The 21,292-nt window shown below is 63.3% G+C and carries 19 protein-coding genes; 2 read left to right on the forward strand and 17 right to left on the reverse strand.

What is annotated here, in order from left to right; translation table 11 throughout:
• Positions 1–48 precede the first annotated feature (48 nt).
• The 10 genes from AC1DOX_RS13240 to cmk all read right to left on the reverse strand — a co-directional run bounded on the left by AC1DOX_RS13240 (position 49) and on the right by cmk (position 10,346).
• Entirely contained in the window at positions 49–1,362 is a 1,314-nt protein-coding gene (locus tag AC1DOX_RS13240; protein ID WP_441619747.1) for a solute carrier family 23 protein, read from the reverse strand.
• A gap of 233 nt (positions 1,363–1,595) precedes the next feature.
• The gene (locus tag AC1DOX_RS13245) at positions 1,596–1,967 is read right to left on the reverse strand and encodes a ComEA family DNA-binding protein (protein WP_441619749.1); all 372 of its coding nucleotides are present in this window, start codon (positions 1,965–1,967) and stop codon (positions 1,596–1,598) included.
• 185 nt (positions 1,968–2,152) lie between these two features.
• On the reverse strand, positions 2,153–3,148 hold the full coding sequence (gene rfaD, locus AC1DOX_RS13250; RefSeq protein WP_092136464.1) for an ADP-glyceromanno-heptose 6-epimerase: 996 nt from the start codon (positions 3,146–3,148) through the stop codon (positions 2,153–2,155).
• A gap of 27 nt (positions 3,149–3,175) precedes the next feature.
• Positions 3,176–4,120, reverse strand: a complete 945-nt coding sequence (gene rfaE1 / locus AC1DOX_RS13255) for a D-glycero-beta-D-manno-heptose-7-phosphate kinase (protein WP_441619751.1) — start codon at positions 4,118–4,120, stop codon at positions 3,176–3,178.
• 69 nt (positions 4,121–4,189) lie between these two features.
• Entirely contained in the window at positions 4,190–5,563 is a 1,374-nt protein-coding gene (locus tag AC1DOX_RS13260) for a UDP-glucose dehydrogenase family protein (protein WP_092136460.1), read from the reverse strand.
• A gap of 46 nt (positions 5,564–5,609) precedes the next feature.
• Positions 5,610–6,839, reverse strand: a complete 1,230-nt coding sequence (lapB, locus tag AC1DOX_RS13265; protein ID WP_441619754.1) for a lipopolysaccharide assembly protein LapB — start codon at positions 6,837–6,839, stop codon at positions 5,610–5,612.
• 3 nt (positions 6,840–6,842) lie between these two features.
• The gene (locus AC1DOX_RS13270; RefSeq protein ID WP_441619756.1) at positions 6,843–7,166 is read right to left on the reverse strand and encodes a LapA family protein; all 324 of its coding nucleotides are present in this window, start codon (positions 7,164–7,166) and stop codon (positions 6,843–6,845) included.
• A 234-nt stretch (positions 7,167–7,400) separates the two neighbouring features.
• Positions 7,401–7,823, reverse strand: coding sequence for an integration host factor subunit beta (locus AC1DOX_RS13275; RefSeq protein WP_441619758.1), 423 nt, complete (start codon positions 7,821–7,823; stop codon positions 7,401–7,403).
• 30 nt (positions 7,824–7,853) lie between these two features.
• Entirely contained in the window at positions 7,854–9,548 is a 1,695-nt protein-coding gene (rpsA, locus tag AC1DOX_RS13280) for a 30S ribosomal protein S1 (RefSeq protein ID WP_441619760.1), read from the reverse strand.
• 135 nt (positions 9,549–9,683) lie between these two features.
• Complete coding sequence (cmk, locus tag AC1DOX_RS13285; RefSeq protein ID WP_441619762.1) at positions 9,684–10,346, reverse strand: (d)CMP kinase; 663 nt, start codon at positions 10,344–10,346, stop codon at positions 9,684–9,686.
• A 132-nt stretch (positions 10,347–10,478) separates the two neighbouring features.
• Here cmk and AC1DOX_RS13290 point away from each other — a divergent pair, with 132 nt between their 5' ends.
• Positions 10,479–10,715, forward strand: coding sequence for a DUF2061 domain-containing protein (locus AC1DOX_RS13290; RefSeq protein WP_441619764.1), 237 nt, complete (start codon positions 10,479–10,481; stop codon positions 10,713–10,715).
• 13 nt (positions 10,716–10,728) lie between these two features.
• On the opposite strand, the gene aroA is transcribed toward AC1DOX_RS13290, so the two are convergent.
• From aroA to gyrA, 7 genes are all read right to left on the reverse strand, one after another.
• Positions 10,729–12,042: a 3-phosphoshikimate 1-carboxyvinyltransferase gene (aroA, locus tag AC1DOX_RS13295; protein ID WP_441619766.1), complete on the reverse strand. Its 1,314-nt coding sequence runs from the start codon at positions 12,040–12,042 to the stop codon at positions 10,729–10,731.
• Positions 12,043–12,088: 46 nt separating this feature from the next.
• Positions 12,089–12,985 (reverse strand): prephenate dehydrogenase, encoded by an 897-nt coding sequence (locus AC1DOX_RS13300; protein WP_441619768.1) that lies wholly within the window; start codon positions 12,983–12,985, stop codon positions 12,089–12,091.
• 52 nt (positions 12,986–13,037) lie between these two features.
• Complete coding sequence (gene hisC / locus AC1DOX_RS13305; protein ID WP_441619770.1) at positions 13,038–14,177, reverse strand: histidinol-phosphate transaminase; 1,140 nt, start codon at positions 14,175–14,177, stop codon at positions 13,038–13,040.
• 19 nt (positions 14,178–14,196) lie between these two features.
• Positions 14,197–15,348, reverse strand: coding sequence for a prephenate dehydratase (gene pheA, locus AC1DOX_RS13310; RefSeq protein ID WP_441619772.1), 1,152 nt, complete (start codon positions 15,346–15,348; stop codon positions 14,197–14,199).
• A gap of 96 nt (positions 15,349–15,444) precedes the next feature.
• Positions 15,445–16,608, reverse strand: coding sequence for a 3-phosphoserine/phosphohydroxythreonine transaminase (gene serC / locus AC1DOX_RS13315; protein WP_441619774.1), 1,164 nt, complete (start codon positions 16,606–16,608; stop codon positions 15,445–15,447).
• Positions 16,609–16,748: 140 nt separating this feature from the next.
• Complete coding sequence (locus AC1DOX_RS13320; protein ID WP_092136438.1) at positions 16,749–17,318, reverse strand: DUF2059 domain-containing protein; 570 nt, start codon at positions 17,316–17,318, stop codon at positions 16,749–16,751.
• A gap of 82 nt (positions 17,319–17,400) precedes the next feature.
• Complete coding sequence (gene gyrA, locus AC1DOX_RS13325; protein ID WP_092136436.1) at positions 17,401–20,088, reverse strand: DNA gyrase subunit A; 2,688 nt, start codon at positions 20,086–20,088, stop codon at positions 17,401–17,403.
• A 446-nt stretch (positions 20,089–20,534) separates the two neighbouring features.
• Here gyrA and ompA point away from each other — a divergent pair, with 446 nt between their 5' ends.
• Entirely contained in the window at positions 20,535–21,191 is a 657-nt protein-coding gene (gene ompA, locus AC1DOX_RS13330; RefSeq protein WP_092136434.1) for an outer membrane protein OmpA, read from the forward strand.
• Positions 21,192–21,292 lie beyond the last annotated feature (101 nt).

Below are 21,292 nucleotides of genomic sequence, written 5' to 3' on the forward strand. Positions count from 1 at the left end.
ACCCGCATCGCCAGGGCGGGCATTGCACCCGCCCCCGCCAGACGCCGGTCAGTGCGTCAGGCTCTGCTCTTCGGTCCGGCCCTTGCCCAGCAGGTGATACAGCAGAATGGCACCGAAGGTGGCCGTCCCGATGCCGCCCAGCGTCATGCCACCCAGCTTGAGCGTCAGATCGCCGGCCGCCACGGTCAGCGTGGCACCTACGGTGATCAGATTGCGAGAGCTTGAGAAATCCACGTGGTTCTGCACCCAGATCCGGCCAGCGGTGGCCGAAATCAGGCCGAACACGACGATTGTCAGGCCACCGATCACGGGACCGGGAATCGTCAGGATCAGCGCACCGAACTTGGGCGAGAATCCCAGCAGGATGGCCACCGCGGCCGCCACCACGAAGATCAGTGTCGAATAGATCTTCGTCACGGCCATCACGCCCATGTTTTCGGCGTAGGTGGTCACGCCGGTGCCACCCCCGGTGGCGGACAGCATCGTCGCCACGCCATCGCCGATGAAGGCGCGGCCGATATAGGGGTCGAGATTGCGTCCCGTCATCACACCGATCGCCTTGATGTGGCCCAAATTCTCTGCCACCAGCACAATGGCGACCGGTGCGATCAGCAGCATCGCACTCGGCACGAACACCGGCGCCGCGAACGCCGGCAGGCCGAACCAGCCGGCCGCGACCACGCCAGAGAAATCGATAGCCTTGCCCAGGCCCATGATGTTGGTGGTGACGTAGTACGCGACATAGCCGGCCAGTCCGCCCAGCAGCACCGGCAGTCGGCCCACCATGCCAGGCGCGCGCACGGCGATCAGTCCCACGGCCAGCACGGTCAGCAGGCCGATCCAGGTGTCCAGCGGCGCGCCGCTGACGGCCTTGACGGCCACCGGGGCCAGGTTCAAGCCGATGGCGGCGACGATGGCGCCCGTTACCACCGGCGGCATCAGCTTCTCCACCCACGCATAGCCTGCCGCCTGGACGATCAGGCCGATAACGGTGTAGACGGCGCCGGCCGCAATGATTCCGCCCAGCGCGACGGGAATGTTCGGATTGGGGCCGCTACCCGCGTAGCCCGTGGCCGCAATCACCACGGCGATGAACGCGAAGCTCGACCCCAGGTAGCTTGGCACCCGGCCGCGCACGCACAGGAAGAAGATCAGCGTGCCAATGCCCGAGAACAGGATGGCGATATTCGGATTGAAGCCCATCAGGATCGGCGCGATGGCGGTCGAACCGAACATCGCCACCACATGCTGGACCCCGGCCAGCAGCGTCTGCCCGGCGGGTAACCGCTCATCCGGACCGATCACGCCCTCGGTCTTGAGCCGCCAGGTCGGCAGGAATCCCGCGTCCTCGCCATTCGCCATGTTTTTCTCTCCCTTTCAATGACCAGGCCTGCACAGGCCCGGTCCATTCGTGGTGTCGTTGTTGGATGGAATTGCTGTATTACGCGATGCGGCAGGCGCTGCCGCCAGCAGCGTTGCGCATGATACTCCGCGCGTTCGCGTACTGCGAGACGGCCGGCGGGGTGGCGCCGGCCGTCAATCAAGCACAACGCATACCAGCCCCGGGATGTTGACCCCGGAGCGAGGCGCTGGCGTCAGCGCTGGGCCTTCGGCGCCGGCTTGGTGTCCTTGCGGGCTACCGCCGCTGTCGCCGCCGTCTTGCCGAATGACAACCCGGCTTCCTGCAGGTTGGCCACGGACTTGGGCCCGACGCCCGGCACGCGGTCTGCCAAGTCGTTGGCATCCTTGAACGCGCCACCCTTGCCGCGTTCTTCGACAATGCGCTTTGCGGTGGCCGGGCCGATGCCCTTGACCGCGGTCAGCGCCGCCTCGTCGGCCGCGTTGACGTCAACCTCGGCGTAGGCCGTGCCGGTGATCGCGACCGACATGGCCAGGACCGCGCCCGCGCGGCGAATGCATCGAAAGAGGGAAGTATTGAACGAACGATGATCAGAAGACTTGCGCATCTGGGTGACTCCTTTCCGTTTCTGGTGACTGCCCCACCGCCGGGATGGCAGTGAGGGACAGTCAGGATAGGAGCGTGCGCAGCCGTCGGAAACGGCTTGCCACAAAGGTTCACAACCCCCGCGCGGTTGTGTGGCGGACCGCAATCGGCTTGTTGCGGTTAGGGTCGGGAACGTCCGAAACGGCTTCAGGCGTTGCGTTCCAGCAACCACTTGCAGTAACGCGACACGCCTTCCTGGACCGTGAGGAACGGCGCGGTGTATCCGGCCGCGCGCAGCCGCGACACATCGGACTGCGTGAAGCACTGGTACTTGCCGCGCAGCGCATCGGGAAACTTGACGTACTCGACCAGCCCTTCCTGCACCAGCTCTTCCAGCGTCAGGGGCGGCTTGTCGTCGATTTCGCGCAGCGCGTTGACGACCGACATGGCGATGTCGTTGAACGGCTGCGACCTACCCGTACCCAGGTTGAAGATGCCGGATTTTTCCGGGTGGTCCAGGAAATGCAGGTTCACCTTGACCACGTCCTCGACGGAGACGAAGTCGCGGCTCTGCGTGCCGGGCGCGTAGCCGTTGTACTCACCGAAGAGCTTGACCGTTCCTTCCGCGCGGAACTGATTGAAGTGGTGAAACGCCACGGATGCCATGCGGCCCTTGTGGAATTCACGCGGTCCGTACACGTTGAAGTAGCGGAAGCCCACGATCTGCGAATGCGCCGACGGCAATCGACGGCGCACCACCTGGTCGAACAGGAACTTGGAGTAGCCGTAGACATTCAGCGGCTTTTCATACTCGCGGTCCTCGCGAAACATTGTCGACGCACCATACGTCGCCGCCGACGACGCGTAGAGGAACTGTGTGCCCTGCTCCAGGCATGCTTCCATCAACGCCAGCGTGTAGCGGTAGTTGTTGTCCATCATGTAGCGGCCGTCGGTCTCCATGGTGTCGGAGCAGGCGCCTTCATGGAAGACCGCACGCACCTTACCGAAATCGCCGCGCGCAAAGCGGGCGACGAAGTCCTCCTTGTCCAGGTAGTCGGCAATTTCGCAGTCAACGAGGTTGTTGAATTTCTCGGCGCGCGTCAGGTTGTCCACGGCGACGATATTCGTCTCGCCACGTTCGTTCAGGCCTTTGACGAGGTTGCTGCCGATAAAGCCGGCGGCGCCGGTCACGATGATGGTCATGATGGATACAGGGGCGATGGGCGCGCGTCAGGCAGCGCCGAACAGTTCGGAATAAGTGACAACGGCGGTACCCAGCTTGCCCACGACGATGCTGCCGGCACGGTTGGCGTGCTGGACGGCCTCCTTGAGCGGCACACCTGCGCCGATCATGGTGGCCAGCGTGGCGATCACGGTGTCGCCAGCCCCCGATACATCATAGACCTCACGGGCCTGGGCCGAGACATGCAAGACTTCCGCCTCGGTGTAGAGCGTCATGCCCTCTTCCGACCGCGTGAGCAGCAGGGCTTCCAGTTGGAGTTCGCGGCGCAGGTTCTGCGCACGGATCGTCAGGTCGGCCTCGGTCTTCCAGGCGCCGACGACGGCACGCATCTCGGCGCGATTGGGCGTAATCAGCGTGGCACCGCGATAGCGTGAATAGTCGTCGCCCTTCGGATCGATCAGCACGGCGCAGCCCGCCGCGCGACCGGCGTCGACCATGCGGCCTACATGCGTCAAGCCGCCCTTGCCATAGTCGGACAGCACCAGCACCCGGTAGTCCGTCAACAGGCTGTTGAAACGATCCTGTACCGAAGCCAGCACTTCCGTCGCCGGCGCATTCTCGAAATCGACACGCAGCAACTGCTGCTGGTGCGCCACCACACGCAACTTGATGGTGGTGTTGAGGCTGGCATCTCGATGCAGGTAAGGCTGCACATGGCTTTCGGCCAGCAGCGCCTCCAGCGTGCGTCCGGGCTCGTCGTCGCCCACCACGCCCAGCATTCCCACTCTTGCGCCCAGCGCGGCGGCGTTGCGCGCCACGTTGGCGGCGCCGCCCAGGCGCTCGTCGCTGCGCTTGATCCGCACGACGGGCACGGGAGCCTCGGGCGAAATGCGCTCGACGTCGCCAAACCAGTAGCGGTCGAGCATCATGTCGCCCACCACCAGTACTTGAGATTGTCGGATCTGGTCCTGCGGAATCGGGTTCTTGCTCATGAACTTCCCTTTGCGAAGCCGCCGCGCCAGGTCATGGCGCGGCGGTCTGGATACGCGGGTTGAACGTGTTCAGCGATTCGAGGTGGAACGCCCGATCGCGTGATACTCGATGCCGGCCTCGGCCATCGCATCGGGCTCATAAAGGTTACGACCATCGACGATGACCGGCGTTTTCAGCAAGCCGCGAATCTGCGCGAAATCGGGGCTGCGGAACACCTTCCACTCGGTCACGATCACCAGCGCGTCAGCGTCGCGCAGGACATCCATCTGCGCGTCGCAGAAGTGTACCCGCGCCATGCCGCCAGGAATGTCGGCCAGGTCGGCCTCGATCACGCGGCGGGCTTCTTCCATCGCCACGGGATCGTGCACGCGCAGCGAGGCGCCGCGCGAAACCAGCTCCCGGGCCAGCACGCGGGACGGTGCTTCGCGCATGTCGTCGGTATTCGGCTTGAACGCCAGGCCCCAGACGCCAAACGTCTTGCCGGTCAGGTCTTCGCCGAAACGCTTGATCACCTTGTTAGCCAGCACCTGCTTCTGGGCATCATTGACCGCTTCGACCGCCTCCAGCACACGCATTGGCTTGCCATGCGCGCTGGCCGTGCGCATCAGCGCCTGCACGTCCTTCGGGAAACAGGAGCCGCCGTAGCCGGCCCCGGCGTAGAGGAAGCTGTAGCCAATGCGCGGGTCGGAGCCGATGCCCAGGCGCACCAGTTCGATGTCGGCGCCGACCTGGTCGGCCAGGTTGGCCAGCTCGTTCATGAACGAGATCCGCGTGGCCAGCATCGAGTTGGCGGCGTACTTGGTGAATTCGGCCGAGCGGACGTCCATATAGAAAGTGCGCTCGTGATTGCGGTTGAACGGCGAGTAGAGCTGGCGCATGATGGCCTGCGCATGTCGGCCAGCTGCGTCTGGCGCGCAGCCCAGCACGATGCGGTCCGGCCGCATGAAATCTTCCACCGCGGCACCTTCCTTCAGGAACTCTGGGTTCGACACCACGGAGAACTGCAGGTCTTCCAGGCCGCGTGCGGCCAGTTCCTCGCGAATCACGGCGGTCACGCGGTCGCCAGTGCCCACTGGCACGGTCGACTTGTCCACCACGACCTTGAAACCGGTCATGTGACGGCCGATGTTGCGCGCGGCGGCGAGCACGTATTGGAGGTCGGCGGAACCATCTTCATCCGGCGGTGTGCCGACGGCGATGAACTGCACATCGGCATGCTCCACGCTGGCGGCGACATCCGTGGAGAACGTCAGGCGGCCGGCGGCGCGATTGCGCTCGATCAGCTCCTTCAGGCCGGGTTCGTAAATTGGTACGCCGCCGGCATTCAGCAGCGCAATCTTCTTTTCATCGACATCGAGGCAGAACACGGAATTGCCGAGTTCGGCCAGGCAGGCACCGGTAACCAGGCCAACATAGCCGCTACCGATAATCGTGACTTTCATAGCAGAAGCTCCAGTACAGGGAGGGTCTCAGTCGCGTCAGGCGGATTTAGCCGAGCGCTTCGGAACGGCGCGGCGCATAGGTTTCCCAGCGATTGCAGCCGGGGCATTGCCAGTAGAACAGGCGCGCACGGAAACCGCACTCGCGACAGGTATAGCGGGCCAGATTGCGGGTGCGTAGCTGCAGCAGATCGCGAATGGCCGCGGTCTCCTTGGCTTGCCCCTCCGCGGTCGCATCGCCACTGGTCGTGGCCACCGCGCCGCCTTCGGTCGCAACGGCCTCCAGCGATTGCATCTCGGCGGCCTGCGCCTCGAAATACTTCGTCAAGGCCAGTAGCGTCGGCTGGCGGCGCAGTTGATCGCGCATCAGCGCGGCGGCCGCAACGGGCCCGTTGACGTCCAGCTCGGTGCGATAGGCGGTATCGAGTAGTTCGGGCGCCAGATTGCCCTTCAGCAGGCCACGCAACCAGTCGAGGGCCTGGCCCTGCTCACCGAGCGTGGCGTATGCCTTGACCACGCGATCGGCTACCAGCGGCAGGTACGCGGCATCTTGCGACTCGATGCCGAGCCAGTGATTCAGCGCACCGCGTGCATCGCCGGCCGTGGCAGCCACGTCGCCAAGCAGCATCGGCGCCCGCACATTGGCGGGATTTTCCTCGGAGGCGCGGCGCAGCCAGCTGATGGCATCCTCGGGGCGCTTCTTCTGCAGCGCGTCTTGTGCCAGCTCGCAGCAGAACTGGGCGATCTGCACACGGTAGTCCTTCTGCTCCAGCGTCTGCAGCTCGCGCGCGGCGTCGATGGCCTTCTGCCACTCCTTCTCGACTTCGTAAAGCTCCAGCAGCACGCGCTTGGCGGAGACCGCATACGGACCGGACATCAGGCGGCGCAGCGATTCCTCGGCGCGATCGAGCAGACCGGCGCGCAGGAAGTCCTGGCCCAGTTCATACAACGCATGCTCGCGTTCGGGTTCCGGCAGGTCTGGCCGGGTGGCCAGGTTTTGGTGCACGCGGATAGCGCGCTCGGTCTCACCGCGACGGCGGAACAGAGCGCCCAGCGCAAAGTGGAGTTCCGTGGTTTCCGGGTCCAGCCGGGCGACTTCGACAAATGCATCGATCGCCTGATCCGGTTGCTCGTTGAGCAGGAAGTTGAGGCCTTTGAAATACGAGCGCGGCAGTGCGCCCTGCTCGCTGATCAACTGGCGCAGATCAAAGCGCGCGGCCATCCAGCCAAGGCCAAAGACAAGTGGCAGCGCTAGCAGCCACCAGGATTCAAACATCATGGGTCAGACTTTCGGACCGACTACGTTATAGGGGACACCGGGCTTGGCTTCAGGCGGCACGCTGTCGGTGGGCGCAGGCACGCGCGCCTCTCCCAGCGCCCGGCGCAGCCGCGCGGCCTCCATGCGCTGCCGCATCAGCCCTGGCGCCACGGCCGCGAGGGCCGCAACGATTCCCAGGCCAAACGCAGCCAGCAGGATCAGGATCAGCGGGGCATGCCAGACTGCACCGAAGAACAGCTGCAGGGAAGCATCGTCTGTGTTGCGCAAGGCCAGCACGAACAGCAGGGCGAACAGGACGATGCGGAAAATCCAGGCGACAAGTTTCATGCAGTGACTGCCATCGAGACGAAAACGGGGACACCCCGACCGTGCGTTCGCGCGTCAGGGCACCGGCGACGGATTCCCGGCATTGTAGCGGAATCACTTATTGCAGACGGTAACCTTTGGTCGCATCGCCCCGAGTGGCGCCGCCAACGCATTGCCAACGAAAAAGCGCTCCCGGAGGAGCGCTTTCCAACAGCCTTGCAGATCGAAGCGAGCGGTATGCGCCGCCACGCATCGTCAGGACCGGACCAGATTGAGCTGGCTGTCTTCGTGCAGCGCACCGGCCGAGGCCGAAGACTGCGACGGAGCCAGCGACTGGCCCACCTTGCCGTGCGTCGTCTGACCGTTGCCGGTCACGACGCTGCCTTGAGACGGAGCGAGGCTACGGTCAACCCGTTCGCGCAACTCCTTGCCCGCCTTGAAGTGCGGTACCCGTTTTTCGGGCACCAGCACACGTTCGCCGGACTTGGGGTTGCGACCCACGCGCGGAGGCCGCCGATTCAGACCGAAGCTGCCGAAGCCGCGAATCTCGATACGATGGCCATCGGCCAACGCCTCGGACATCGCGTCGAGAATCGTTTTCACCGAGATGTCCGCATCCCGCAGCAGCAACTGCGGGAAACGGGCAGCCAGTTTTTCGACGAGCTCGGACTTGGTCATGGGCGGTCTCGCGGACGCGGGCGCTTGCGATTACTGGTTGTCCTGGCCGAGCTTGGCCTTCAGCAGCGCGCCGAGGTTGGTCGTGCCAGCCGTGCCGGTGTCAGCCTGGAACTTCTGCATCGCTTCCTGCTGCTCTGCGCTGTCCTTGGCCTTGATCGACAGGTTGATGTTGCGCGACTTGCGATCGACGTTCACCACCAGGGCAGTGATCTGCTCGCCTTCCTTCAGCACGTTGCGGGCATCTTCCACGCGGTCAGCGGAGATTTCCGAAGCACGCAGGTAGCCTTCCACGTCGTCAGCCAGCTGCACCACGGCGCCCTTCGGGTCCACGGCCTTGATGACGCCGGTCACGAGCGAACCCTTGTCGTTGGCCGAGATGAAGTTGTTGAACGGATCGCCCGACAGCTGCTTGATGCCCAGCGAGATGCGTTCCTTGTCGACGTCGATGCCCAGTACCACGGCTTCCACTTCGTCGCCCTTCTTGTACTTGCGCACGGCCTCTTCGCCGGTCTCTTGCCAGGACAGGTCGGACAGGTGCACCAGGCCGTCGATGCCGCCAGGCAGACCGATGAACACGCCGAAGTCGGTGATCGACTTGATCTGGCCCGACAGCTTGTCGCCCTTCTTGTGGTTACGGCTGAAATCGTCCCACGGATTGGCCTTGCACTGCTTCATGCCCAGGCTGATACGACGCTTGTCTTCGTCGATATCCAGGACCATGACTTCCACTTCGTCGCCCAGCTGGACAACCTTCGACGGCGCCACGTTCTTGTTGGTCCAGTCCATTTCGGACACGTGCACCAGACCTTCGATGCCGGCTTCGATCTCGACGAATGCGCCGTAGTCGGTCAGGTTGGTCACCTTGCCGAACAGGCGGGTGCCTTGCGGGTAGCGACGCGAGATGCCCACCCACGGATCTTCGCCCAGTTGCTTCACGCCCAGCGAGACGCGGTTCTTCTCTTGGTCGAACTTGAGGATCTTGGCGGTGATTTCCTGGCCAACCGACAGCACTTCGCTCGGGTGACGCACGCGACGCCATGCCAGGTCGGTGATGTGCAGCAGGCCGTCGATACCACCCAGGTCCACGAACGCGCCGTAGTCGGTGATGTTCTTGACGATACCGTTGACGATGGCGCCTTCCTTCAGCGTTTCCATCAGCTTCTGGCGCTCTTCGCCCAGGGTGGCTTCCACCACGGCGCGACGCGACAGCACGACGTTGTTACGCTTGCGGTCCAGCTTGATGACCTTGAATTCCAGGGTCTTGCCTTCGTACGGCGTGGTGTCCTTGATCGGACGCACGTCCACGAGCGAGCCCGGGAGGAAGGCGCGGATGCCATTGACCATCACGGTCAGGCCACCCTTGACCTTGCCGGTCACGGTACCCGAGATGATTTCGCCGTCTTCCAGCGCCTTCTCGAGGTTCAGCCACGATGCCAGGCGCTTGGCCTTGTCGCGGGAAAGAATGGTGTCACCATAGCCGTTCTCGAGCGCGTCGATGGCCACGGAGACGTAGTCGCCGGCCTGCACTTCGAGTTCGCCCTGGTCGTTCAGGAACTCCTCCACCGGCACGAAGGCCTCGGACTTGAGGCCGGCGTTGACGACCACGAAGTTGTGGTCGATGCGCACGACTTCAGCGGAGATCACTTCGCCAGCCTTCATATTGGAGCGGGCGACAGATTCCTCGAACAGTGCGGCAAAGGATTCGTTAGTTTGCAGGTCGGACATAAACGTAAGTTAGCAATCCGCAGTACGCTGGCCGGCGCGACGATCGCGCTCAGTCTGCCAATGCAGCGGGGTTGGGTTGAACAACACCTGCCACCGACTTGTTTCCGATGTCAGGCTCTTGCCGGCGCTGGCCGATCAATGCCGCACGGCGGCAAACCACTCCAGCACCTGCGCCACGGCTTCCTCCACCGTCATTTCGGAGGTATCGAGCCGTTGCGCATCTTCAGCGGGACGCAGCGGCGCGGCGGTCCGGGTGCGATCCCGGGCGTCGCGTGCCTCAAGGTCACGCAAAAGGTCTTCGATATTAGCAGAAATTCCCTTATCAATCAATTGTTTATAGCGCCTCCGGGCGCGCGCCTCGACACTCGCGGTCAGGAATACCTTGAGGCGGGCGTCAGGGAAGATCACCGTGCCCATGTCGCGGCCGTCGGCCACGAGGCCCGGAAGCTTGCGAAAGCCCCGCTGGAGTGCCGTCAACGCATCACGCACCGGCTGATGCACGGCGATCGCCGACGCACGGTTGCCAATCGCCTCCTGGCGGATCGCCTGGCTGACCTCCTCGCCAGACAGCCAGACCCGGTCCGGGCCGAACTTCACATCGAGACGAGCCGCCATTCTTGCAAGGGTATCGACGTCCTGCAGGGCGACATCAGCCCGATCGCTCGCCAGGGCCACCAGACGGTACAAGGCTCCGCTGTCGAGCAGGTGAAATGCCAGAGCGTCCGCCACCTTGTGCGCCACCGTGCCTTTGCCGGATGCGGTAGGGCCATCTATGGTGATGACGTCAATAATAGTCATTTTTTATTACAAAGCTAGAAACTATTGATTGTCGCAATCAATTGGGAATTATTATCATCTGGGCCATGAGTCGTGTGGGATGGCCCCGCCATGAAGCACGACGCCAAGTCCACGAACGCGAGGCAATCTAACATGGCCAAGACCCTGACTTTCGGCATCATGCACCTGGGCATCGCCTTCAGCGTGACCTATGCGTTGACGGGCAATCTGGCCATCAGCGGTGCCATCACCTTCATCGAGCCCGCCGTCAATACCGTAGCCCACTACTTCTTCGACAAGTACTGGAACCGCCGGGAAGCGCGCGCGCTCGCCCGGGCGACGGAAAACCGCGCACCCGCGGCGGCCCGACTCGCCGCCGCCTACATTTGACCGGAGCTGGCGCTTACCGCGCCACCCCGGCAAACACCGAGAAGTACTCCGGGAACGTCTTGCCGACGCAGCCCGGATCATTGATCCGCACGGGCAGCGGTCCGAAGGCGGCGAGCGAGAAACACATCGCCACGCGATGATCATCATAGGTGTCAATGCCGTCGGCGGGAGTCTGCCAGTCCGACGGCGATGCCGGCGGGGTCACGCGCAGGTAGTCGGCGCCCTCTTCCACCTCGGCGCCGAGTTTGCGCAACTCGGTCGCCATGGCTGAAATCCGATCCGTCTCCTTGACGCGCCAACTGGCGATATTGGTCAGCGTGGTCGTGCCCTCTGCAAACAACGCCGCCACGGCCAGAGTCATGGCCGCATCGGGAATATGGTTGCAATCGAGTTCAATACCATGCAGACGCCCGTCGTCGCGTTCCGTGCCGCGTACCTCGATCCAGTTGTCGCCAGCCATGACGTTGGCACCCATCCGGTTCAACGCCTCGGCAAAACGCACGTCGCCCTGGATGCTCGACATTCCCACGCCTTCCACGCGCACCGGTCCGCCACCAATGGCCCCCGCAGCCAGGAAGTACGAGGCGGTCGACGCATCGCCCTCGACATAAATCTCGCCCGGCGACTGGTATTGCGCACCGGCCGGCAGGAGGAATCGCTCCCAGCCCTCGCGCTCCACCTGGATGCCAAAGCGTGCCAGCAGATTCAGCGTGATCTCGATATACGGTTTCGAAATCAGCTCGCCAACCACCTCGATTTCGATCCGGCCCGCCGGCGCCGATGCCATCGGCAACGTCATCAGCAGCGCGGTCAGGAACTGGCTCGACACATCGCCACGCACCCGGATCGGCGCATCGATATGGATTTGCGCGGGGCGAATCTGCAGCGGCGGATAGCCTTCCGTACCGAGATAGTCGATCGCTGCGCCCACCTGCCGCAGGCCATCGACGAGATCGCCGATCGGGCGCTCGTGCATGCGCGGCACGCCGGACAGCTTGTAGGTGCCGCCCTGGAGCGCCAGTGCGGACGTCAGCGGGCGAATCGCCGTACCGGCATTGCCCATGAACAGATCCGCCGACTGGTTCGGAAACTTGCCGCCGACGCCAGTCACGATGCAGTCATTGCCATCGCGCCGCCACGCCACGCCAAGGACTTTCAGTGCCTCGAGCATGACGCGCGTGTCGTCGGAATCGAGCAACTCGCGCACGCGCGTTTCGCCGGTCGCCAGCGCAGCCAGCAACAACACGCGGTTGGAGATGCTTTTCGAGCCAGGCAGGCGAACCGTGCCGGATGCACGACTCAGGGGGCCGAGGGTGAGATGTTCCATGGTTTATGCAGCGTGGTCGTTGCGCGTTCAAATGCGCGCGACGACATCAGGGTTCGACATTCGTGGTTGCCGCACGCGCGGCGCCCCACTTGAGGCGGGCGGCGCTGGCGCGCGCAAACACGCGTTCGAGCGCGTCGCCGTCGCCGTTCTTGATCTGTGTCTTCAGGTGCGCGAGCACGGCCTCGTAGGTGCTGATCTCACGCAACAGGGCTTCCTTGTTGGCGACGCAGATGTCGCGCCACATCTCCGGGGACGAGGCCGCGATTCGCGTGAAGTCGCGGAAACCTCCGCCGGCAAAATCCAGCTTCAGCGCTGCGTCCTCGGCGTTGGCCACCTGAGCGACCAATGCATAGGACAACAGGTGCGGGAGGTGGCTGACCGAGGCGAACACAGCATCATGCTGAACCGCCGACATCACGTGGCAATGGGCACCCGCGGCTTCCCACATCGCGCGCACGGCCGCCACGTCGGCCCGCGCATTCTCCTGCAGCGGACACAGCACCACCTTCTTGCCGAGGTACAGGTCGTTGAGCGCAGCTTCCACGCCGTTCAGTTCGCGGCCAGCAATCGGGTGTGCCGGCACGAACTGCACGACCTTGTCGCCGAGCGCCGTCTTGGCCGCGACGATAACGTCGGACTTGGTGCTGCCCGCATCGGTCACGATGGTGCCCGGCTGCAGGTGCGGCTCCAGCGCATGCAGCAGCGCAAAGTTCTGGGCCACCGGCGCGCACAGCACGATCAGGCTGGCGCCGCGCGCGGCATCTTCCAGCGAGGCGATCTCATCGATCACCCCCAGCGCCTTTGCCTTTTCGAGCGACGCCGCCGAGCGACCCACGCCCACCACGGTTCCCACCACGCCTGCGCGTTTGAGCGACAACGCCAGCGAGCCGCCGATCAGGCCCACGCCGACAATCACAACACGAGAAAAATGCAGATCGCTCACGGTATCAGGCCACCAAGGCGGGAAAATTCAGGAAATCAGCCATCATTTCAGTTCACTTCAGCGCTTGTTCGAGGGCCGCGATGAACGCGGCATTCTCTTCCGGCAGGCCGATCGTCACCCGCAGCCATTGCGGCAGGCCGTAGTTGGCCACCGGGCGGACGATCACGCCCTGCTGGAGCAGAGCAAGGTTCACGCGCGCGCCGGCGCCATCGTCGTCGCCCACACGGACCATGACGAAATTGCCGGACGACTTCACGTATTCCAGTTTCAGGCGATCGAACGCATCCACCAGTTGCGCCTTGCCCGTGCGATTCAGTTCCGCACTCTGGCGCAGGAAATCCGTATCGCCTAGCGCTGCCACGGCCGCGGCTTGCGCCAGCGTGTTGACATTGAACGGCTGGCGCACGCGATTCAGCAGATCAGTCAGCGCAGGTTGCGCGACGCCATAGCCCACGCGCAACCCGGCCAAACCATAGGCCTTTGAGAACGTGCGCGAAACCATCAGGTTCGGATACTTACGCACCCATGCCACCGACTCGTATTGCTGGCCGGCGTCGAGATATTCGTTGTAGGCCTCGTCCAGCACCACCACCACGTTCGGCGGCACCTTGGCCAAGAAGGCTTCGATCTCGCCCGCCGACACGAAGGTGCCGGTGGGATTATTCGGATTGGCGATAAAGACCAGACGTGTATCCGGCGCGATCACCTTGGCCATCGCCTCGAGGTCGTGGCCGTAGTTGCGCGCCTTGACTTCGATGGCGCGCGCGCCCACTTCCTGTGTGGCCAGCGCGTACACCGCGAATGAAAACTCGGCGTAGACAATCGACTCGCCCGGACGCACCAATGCGTGGGCGGCCAGCTCCAGGATATCGTTGCTGCCGTTGCCCAACGTCAGCCATTCGGCCGGTACGTCATACCGCGCGGCCAGTTTCGCCTTCAGCTCGAAACCATTGCTGTCCGGATAGCGACCAAGGTCGTCCATGGCAGCAGCGATGGCGGACTTCGCCGACGCTGGCATGCCAAGCGGATTCTCGTTCGATGCCAGTTTGACGATGCGCGCTTCATCGAGCCCGAACTCGCGGGCCACTTCCGAAATCGGCTTGCCTGCGATGTACGGAGAAATCTTTCGCACATAGGAAGGGCCGAAATAGTCGGCGAAATTGCCCGGATCGGCGCTGCGCTGCTCTGCCATGTGTCTCCTCGCTCCCTTGTTATTTGCTGGACGGATACGAACCGAGCACCTTCAGGTACGCGGCATTGCGGTGCAGCGCCTGCAGCGCCCGCGCCACGGCGGGCTCGTGCTGGTGGCCTTCCACGTCCACATAGAAGTAGTACTCCCACGCGCCACTGCGCGCGGGGCGCGATTCGAATCGGCACATCGACACGCCGTTCTCGGCCAGCGGCGCCAGCAGCTGATACACCGCGCCGGCCTTGTTCGGCACCGACAGGATCAGCGACGTCTGGTCGCTGCCTGACGGCTCCGTCTCGTAGCGGCCGATCACGGCAAAGCGCGTGCGATTGTGCGGATCGTCCTGGATGTGGGTCCGCACCACGTGCAGGTGATAGCGGTTGGCCGCGGACTCGCCGGCGATCGCCGCCACGGTGGGATCCTCGCTCGCCATGCGCGCGGCCTCGGCATTGCTGGACACCGCCTGGCGCTCAAGATGCGGATAGTTGGCCGTCAGCCAGTGCTGGCACTGCGCCAGCGCCTGCGCATGCGCGCGCACGACAGTCACGCCCTTCATGTCCGGCGTGGACGCCATGAGGTTGTGATGTACCTTCAGCGCAATCTCGCCACTGATCTTGAGCGACGTTTGCAGGAACAGGTCCAGCGTGCGCGATACCGCGCCTTCGGTGGAGTTCTCGACCGGCACCACGCCGTATTCGACGGTGCCCGCCTCCACGGCACGGAACACTTCGTCGATGCTCGGGCACGGCACGCCAGTGACCTCGTGGCCAAAGTGCGCATACAGCGCCTGTTCCGAGAACGTGCCGGCCGGGCCCAGGAATGCGATTTCCAGCGGCTTTTCCAGTCCACGACAAGCAGACATGACCTCGCGCCAGATCGACGCCACGCTCTCGCCGAGCAACGGGCCCGGATTGGCGGCCTGCACCTTGCGGATGACCTGCAGTTCGCGCTCGGGGCGGAACACCGGCGCACCATATTTCTTCTTGACCTCGCCAACGTCCAGCGCAAGCTGGGCGCGACGGTTCAGCAGGGCCAGCAGTTCACGGTCCACGGTATCGATCTGGTCGCGCAGCGGAGCCAGGTCGGCGGACAGCGCCTGCTCCTGAGGGCTCGGCCCTGCGTTTCCATTCGATTGTGCATCCGCGTCTGCGCGAGGCTTGTCTTGGTGGGTCATATCAAGGCCTGGTCGGCCGCAACGGGCGGCCTGGGGAGAATCGGGGCGATGCCGCGCGGCACGACTCATGCGCGCCGGCGCGGCCGGAAGCCGTCGTCAGGCGGCGGTGCGCTCGAACTCGCGCATGAATTCGATCAGCGCGGCAACACCTTCCAGTGGCATCGCGTTGTAGATGCTGGCGCGCATGCCGCCCACGGACTTGTGGCCCTTGAGCTGTACCAGGCCGTTCGCGCGCGCCTGGGTCAGGAATGCTTCGTTGCGCGATTCATCGCCCAGGAAGAACGGTACGTTCATCCGCGAGCGGCAGCTGGGGTCGATTTCGTTACGATAAAAGTCGCTCTGGTCCAGGAAGTCGTAGAGCGCGCGCGCCTTGGCGATATTGCGCTGCTCGATCGCGTCCACGCCGCCCCGGGCCTTGAGCCATTTGAACACGAGCCCCGCGATGTAGATCGCGTAGGTGGGCGGCGTGTTGTACATCGAATCGTGCTCGTCCACCAGGCGCCAGTTGAACGCCGTGGGGCACAGCGGATGCGCGAAGCCGATCAGGTCCTCGCGCACGATCACGATCGTCACGCCGGCCGGGCCGATGTTCTTCTGCGCGCCGCCGTAGACCACCTGCACACGCGACCAGTCGATCGGGCGCGACAGGATGTGGCTCGACGCATCGGCCACAACGATACGCCCCTTGTCGTGCGTGCCGGTCTGGCCGATGTCGGGGATCTCGTGGAACTCCACGCCGACAATCGTCTCGTTGGTGCACAGGTGCACGTATGCTGCATCGTCGGACAGCTTCCAGCTACCTACGTCGGGAATCTTGACGAACTTCTGATCCTTGCTGGAGGCGGCGATATTGACCTCGCCGTAGCGGCGCGCTTCCTGCTCGGTCTTGACCGACCAGGTACCCGTCACGACGAAATCGGTCTTCGGCTTGTCCGCGTGAACGCGATTGGCCAGGTTCAGCGGCACGATGCCGTTTTCGCCAATAGCGCCGCCCTGCAGGAACAGGATGCGGAAATTCTTCGGAACCTGCAGCAGCTCGCGCAGGTCGGCAATGGCCTCGTTGTGGATACCCTCGAACTCGCGGCTGCGGTGGCTCATTTCCATCACCGAGACGCCGGTGCCCCGCCATGACAGCATTTCCTCGGCGGCCTGCTGGAGGACTTCGGTCGGCAGCGCGGCCGGGCCCGGTGAGAAATTGAACACGCGCTCGGCCAGGGTACGTTGCAGGCCAGCAAGGGCGGGATTCTGGGGATCGTTCATGGAGGGGAGATGGAAAAATGGCTGCCGGTTTGAACCAGGCAGCCATTATCCCTCAAACCCGCGCCCCTTGGACACCTCGGGGGCGGCGGTGGTGCGGCCCCCGCCGGGTGGAATACCCTGCGAGGCCAGCCGTCGATCACTTACTTGGCGGCGGCAGCCACTTCCTTCTCAGCCGCGTCACGCATCGACTTGCCCACTTGCGGGCCGTACTTCTGCATCATCGAACCCCAGATTTCCTGCGTCGCCTTGCCCTGGTTGGCCATGAACTTCTGGCCGGTCGGCGACTTCAGGAACGTGGTGAGATCCTTGATTTCCTGCGTCGAGTAGTACTTGCCGAACGCATCGTAGTGGGCCTTCAGGGCGTCCTGCTTGAAGCCATCGGTCGAGAACTGCGTGCCGGCGCCGTCGACCATGCGCTGCACGGCACCGTTCTTCTTCAGCTTGTCGACGGCGGCCTGCTTCTGCTTGTCGTTCAGCGTCTTGTTTTCCACCAGGACCTGCTCCAGGACCAGCGGTGCTTCCTGCTTGGCGCCTGCTTGCCAGTTATCGGCCTGGCCCTTCACGGCTTGATCGGCCTGCATGACGGAAAGCAGTTCCTTGATGGCCGCGGTCTTGTCCTTGTCGTTGTCCTGCGCATGCACGCCTTGCGCCATCATGAACGTCGGGACAAAAGCAGCCAGAACAGCGATACGTCGATAGGTTTTCAGCATTATGACTCCCTGGAAAATATGTCCGGATTAGTCCGGACGGCCGTCTGGCGAGTTCCGGCCGCCGTCCTGTTGTTGCAACAACTTACGAATTGGCACCCGCGTCGGCAGCACCGGCATCGGTGGCGCCCGTGGCGTCGTCTGCCTCTTCAGCCTCTTCCGAAGCGCCGTTGTCGGCATCGCTCTCGACAATGCGCTGGAGGCCCGACAGCTTGGTACCCTCATCGACGTTGATCAGCGTGACCCCTTGCGTGGCGCGCCCCATCTCGCGGATTTCGGCCACCCGGGTGCGGATCAGCACACCACCGGTCGTAATCAGCATGATTTCGTCTTCGGGCGAAACCAGCGCCGCCGCTACCACGCGGCCATTGCGCTCGCTCGTCTGGATCGCAATCATGCCTTTGGTCCCGCGGCCGTGTCGAGTGTATTCGGAAATCGGCGTACGCTTGCCGTAGCCGTTTTCCGTAGCGGTCAGCACGCTGCCCACAGTCGCGGCAGCACCCTCTTCCGCAGCGTCAGTCGCCTCAGTTTCCGCCGGGGCCACCAGCATTGCGATCACGGCCTGGCCTTCATCGAGGTTCATGCCGCGAACGCCGCGCGCCTGACGACCCATCGGGCGCACATCGTTCTCGTCAAAGCGCACCGCCTTGCCTGCGTCGGAGAACAGCATGACGTCATGCTGGCCATCCGTCACTGCGGCGCCGATCAGGAAATCGCCCTCGTCCAGGTCCACGGCGATGATGCCGGCCTTGCGCGGGTTCGAGAACTCGGTCAGGGCGGTCTTCTTCACCGTGCCACGGGCCGTGGACATGAAGATGAAATGCTCGGCGTCGAACTGGCGCACGGGCAGGATCACGTTGATCTTCTCGCCATCCGCCAGCGGGAACATGTTCACGATGGGGCGGCCACGCGAGTTGCGCGAACCCTGCGGTACTTCGTAGACCTTCAGCCAGTACAACCGGCCACGGTTCGAGAAGCACAGGATGTAGTCGTGGGTATTGGCGACGAACAGCGTGTCGATCCAGTCGTCTTCCTTCGTCGCGGCCGCCTGCTTGCCACGGCCTCCGCGCTTCTGGGCGCGATACTCGGAAATCGGCTGGCTCTTCATATAGCCGCTGTGCGACAGCGTGACCACCATGTCCTGCGGCGTGATCAGGTCCTCGGTGTCCAGTTCGGTCGCGTTCAGCTCGATCTGCGAACGGCGCTCGTCACCGAACTCTGCACGAATGGCACCCAGTTCGTCGGTGATGATGGTCGTAATCCGCTCGGGACGCGCCAGGATGTCCAGCAGGTCGGCGATCACCGCCATGACTTCGCGGTACTCCTGAACGATCTTGTCCTGCTCCAGTCCAGTGAGGCGCTGCAGACGCATTTGCAGGATTTCCTGCGCCTGGCCATCGGACAGACGATACAGACCATCCGGCTGCATGCCGAACAGGGCCGGCAGGCCGTCCGGACGATACGAGGCGCGGCCGCCCGGCGTGTCGCTTTCGGCACGTGCGAGCATCTCGCGCACGAGGCCCGAATCCCACGACTTCGCCATCAGCTCCTGCTTGGCGATCGGCGGGGTCGGCGCGGCCTTGATGATGGCGATGAACTCGTCGATATTGGCCAGCGCGACAGCCAGCCCCTCCAGCACATGGCCGCGCTCGCGCGCCTTGCGCAGCTCGAACACGGTGCGGCGGGTCACCACCTCGCGCCGGTGCGACAGGAACGCGTCCAGCATCTGGCGCAGGTTCAGCAGGCGCGGCTGCCCATCGACCAGCGCCACCATGTTCATGCCGAAGGTGTCCTGCAGCTGGGTGTTCTTATAAAGGTTGTTCAGGACAACCTCGGGCACTTCGTTGCGCTTGAGTTCGATCACCACGCGCATACCTGACTTGTCAGATTCGTCGCGGATATCGGAAATGCCCTCGACCTTCTTCTCGGTCACCAGTTCGGCGATACGCTCAAGCAGCGTCCGCTTGTTCACCTGGTACGGCAGCTCGTCGACGATGATCGCCTGGCGCTGCCCGCGATCGATATCCTCGAAGTGCGTCCGGGCGCGCATGACCACGCGGCCGCGGCCGGTGCGGTATCCCTCCCGGACGCCCTGAATGCCATAGATAATGCCGGCGGTCGGAAAATCGGGCGCCGGCACCAGTTCGATCAGTTCGTCGACAGTGGCTTCCGGATTGCGCAGCAGATGCAGACAGGCATCGACGACTTCATTCAGGTTATGCGGCGGGATATTGGTCGCCATACCGACCGCAATACCCGACGAACCATTGATCAGCAAATTCGGAATACGGGCCGGCAAAATACCGGGCTCTTTCTCCGAACCGTCATAGTTGGCTTCGAAATCGACCGTTTCCTTGTCGATATCGTGAAGCATTTCATGGGCAATCTTCGAAAGGCGGATTTCGGTATAACGCATCGCCGCCGCGTTATCCCCGTCCACCGAACCGAAGTTACCCTGGCCGTCCACCAGCATGTAGCGCAGCGAAAAGTTCTGCGCCATCCGGACGATGGTGTCGTAAACAGCGGTGTCACCGTGCGGGTGATACTTACCAATCACGTCCCCGACGATACGGGCCGATTTCTTGTAAGGCCGGTTCCAGTCGTTATTGAGCTCATGCATCGCATAGAGCACGCGCCGGTGTACCGGTTTCAGGCCGTCCCGGACGTCGGGAAGCGCGCGCCCCACGATAACGCTCATGGCGTAATCGAGGTATGAGCGGCGCATTTCCTCTTCCAGGGAGACCGGTAGGGTTTCTTTGGCGAATTGATCCATTGCGGCGTGGTTTATGCGGCGGGTTTAAGCGAATGAGACCCGAAATCCGGAGCGCAAGACAGACACCTCCCGGACATGGGTAACGTGCCATTCTATCATGCGCGGCACCCCCTTCCCGCCCCCTCCCCGGACCCTCCCGAACGCCCCCGGCACCGACGTCCACCGGCCACCCCCTGCCGCCCACAACCCATACGGGACAAGGCTTTGCGGGCGATGCAAGGTCGATGTTGCACAAACACCACAGGCCTAAAAGCCAGAGGTTGAATCGAATATATTTACTTCTTAGGAAACGAGCCTTGTGGCACAATTCCCCAGCGAAGAGCCAGACATTGTTCGAAGTGGAGCATCAACCACATCGAGAATGTTATACTCCGAAGAATGTATGACTTGTTTTCGTCCATTTGCTCGCAGTAACCCTGCGGTGATCTCATCCTGAGAGGAGAAATATGAAAAAATTTGCCAAGCTCGCGCTCGTTGCAGCTACCGCAGTAATGGCTGCATCCGCTCAAGCCCAGTCCGTCCCCTATGAAAAGAAGGCTGTGAACGACAACTGGGGCAACGGTACGAGCGAGTACGTGTGGAAGAATGGCACGAACGAGCTCTGCTGGCGCGACAGCTCCTGGACCCCGGCAACGGCTAACGCCCTGTGCGATGGCGCACTGGCTCCGGCTGCTGCTCCGGCTCCGGCACCGACCCCGGTTGCTCCGCCGGTTGTGTCGAGCGAGAAGGTCACTTTCGCTGCTGACACCCTGTTCGACTTCGACAAGGCTGTTCTGAAGCCCGAAGGCAAGGCCAAGCTGGACGATCTGGTCTCGAAGCTGCAAGGCATCACCCTCGAAGTGATCATCGCCGTTGGCCACACCGACTCGTTCGGTTCGGACAAGTACAACGATCGCCTGTCGATCCGCCGTGCTGAATCCGTCAAGGCTTACCTGGTGAGCAAGGGCGTGGAAGCCAACCGCGTGTACACCGAAGGCAAGGGCAAGCGTCAGCTGAAGGTGGATCCGAAGTCGTGCAAGGGCAACCGCACCGCTCAGATCTCCTGCCAGCAGCCGAACCGCCGCGTGGAAGTCGAAGTGGTCGGCACCCGCAGCGCACGTTAATCGGAAGAGCCTCTCCGATGAAGAAAGCCCAGCGCAAGCTGGGCTTTTTTTTTGGTAAAGTTGGCGCAGACTTCTCTCAGACCTGCCGGCCCGTCGGCGCG

This window comes from Cupriavidus sp. 01L415 (assembly GCF_056400065.1).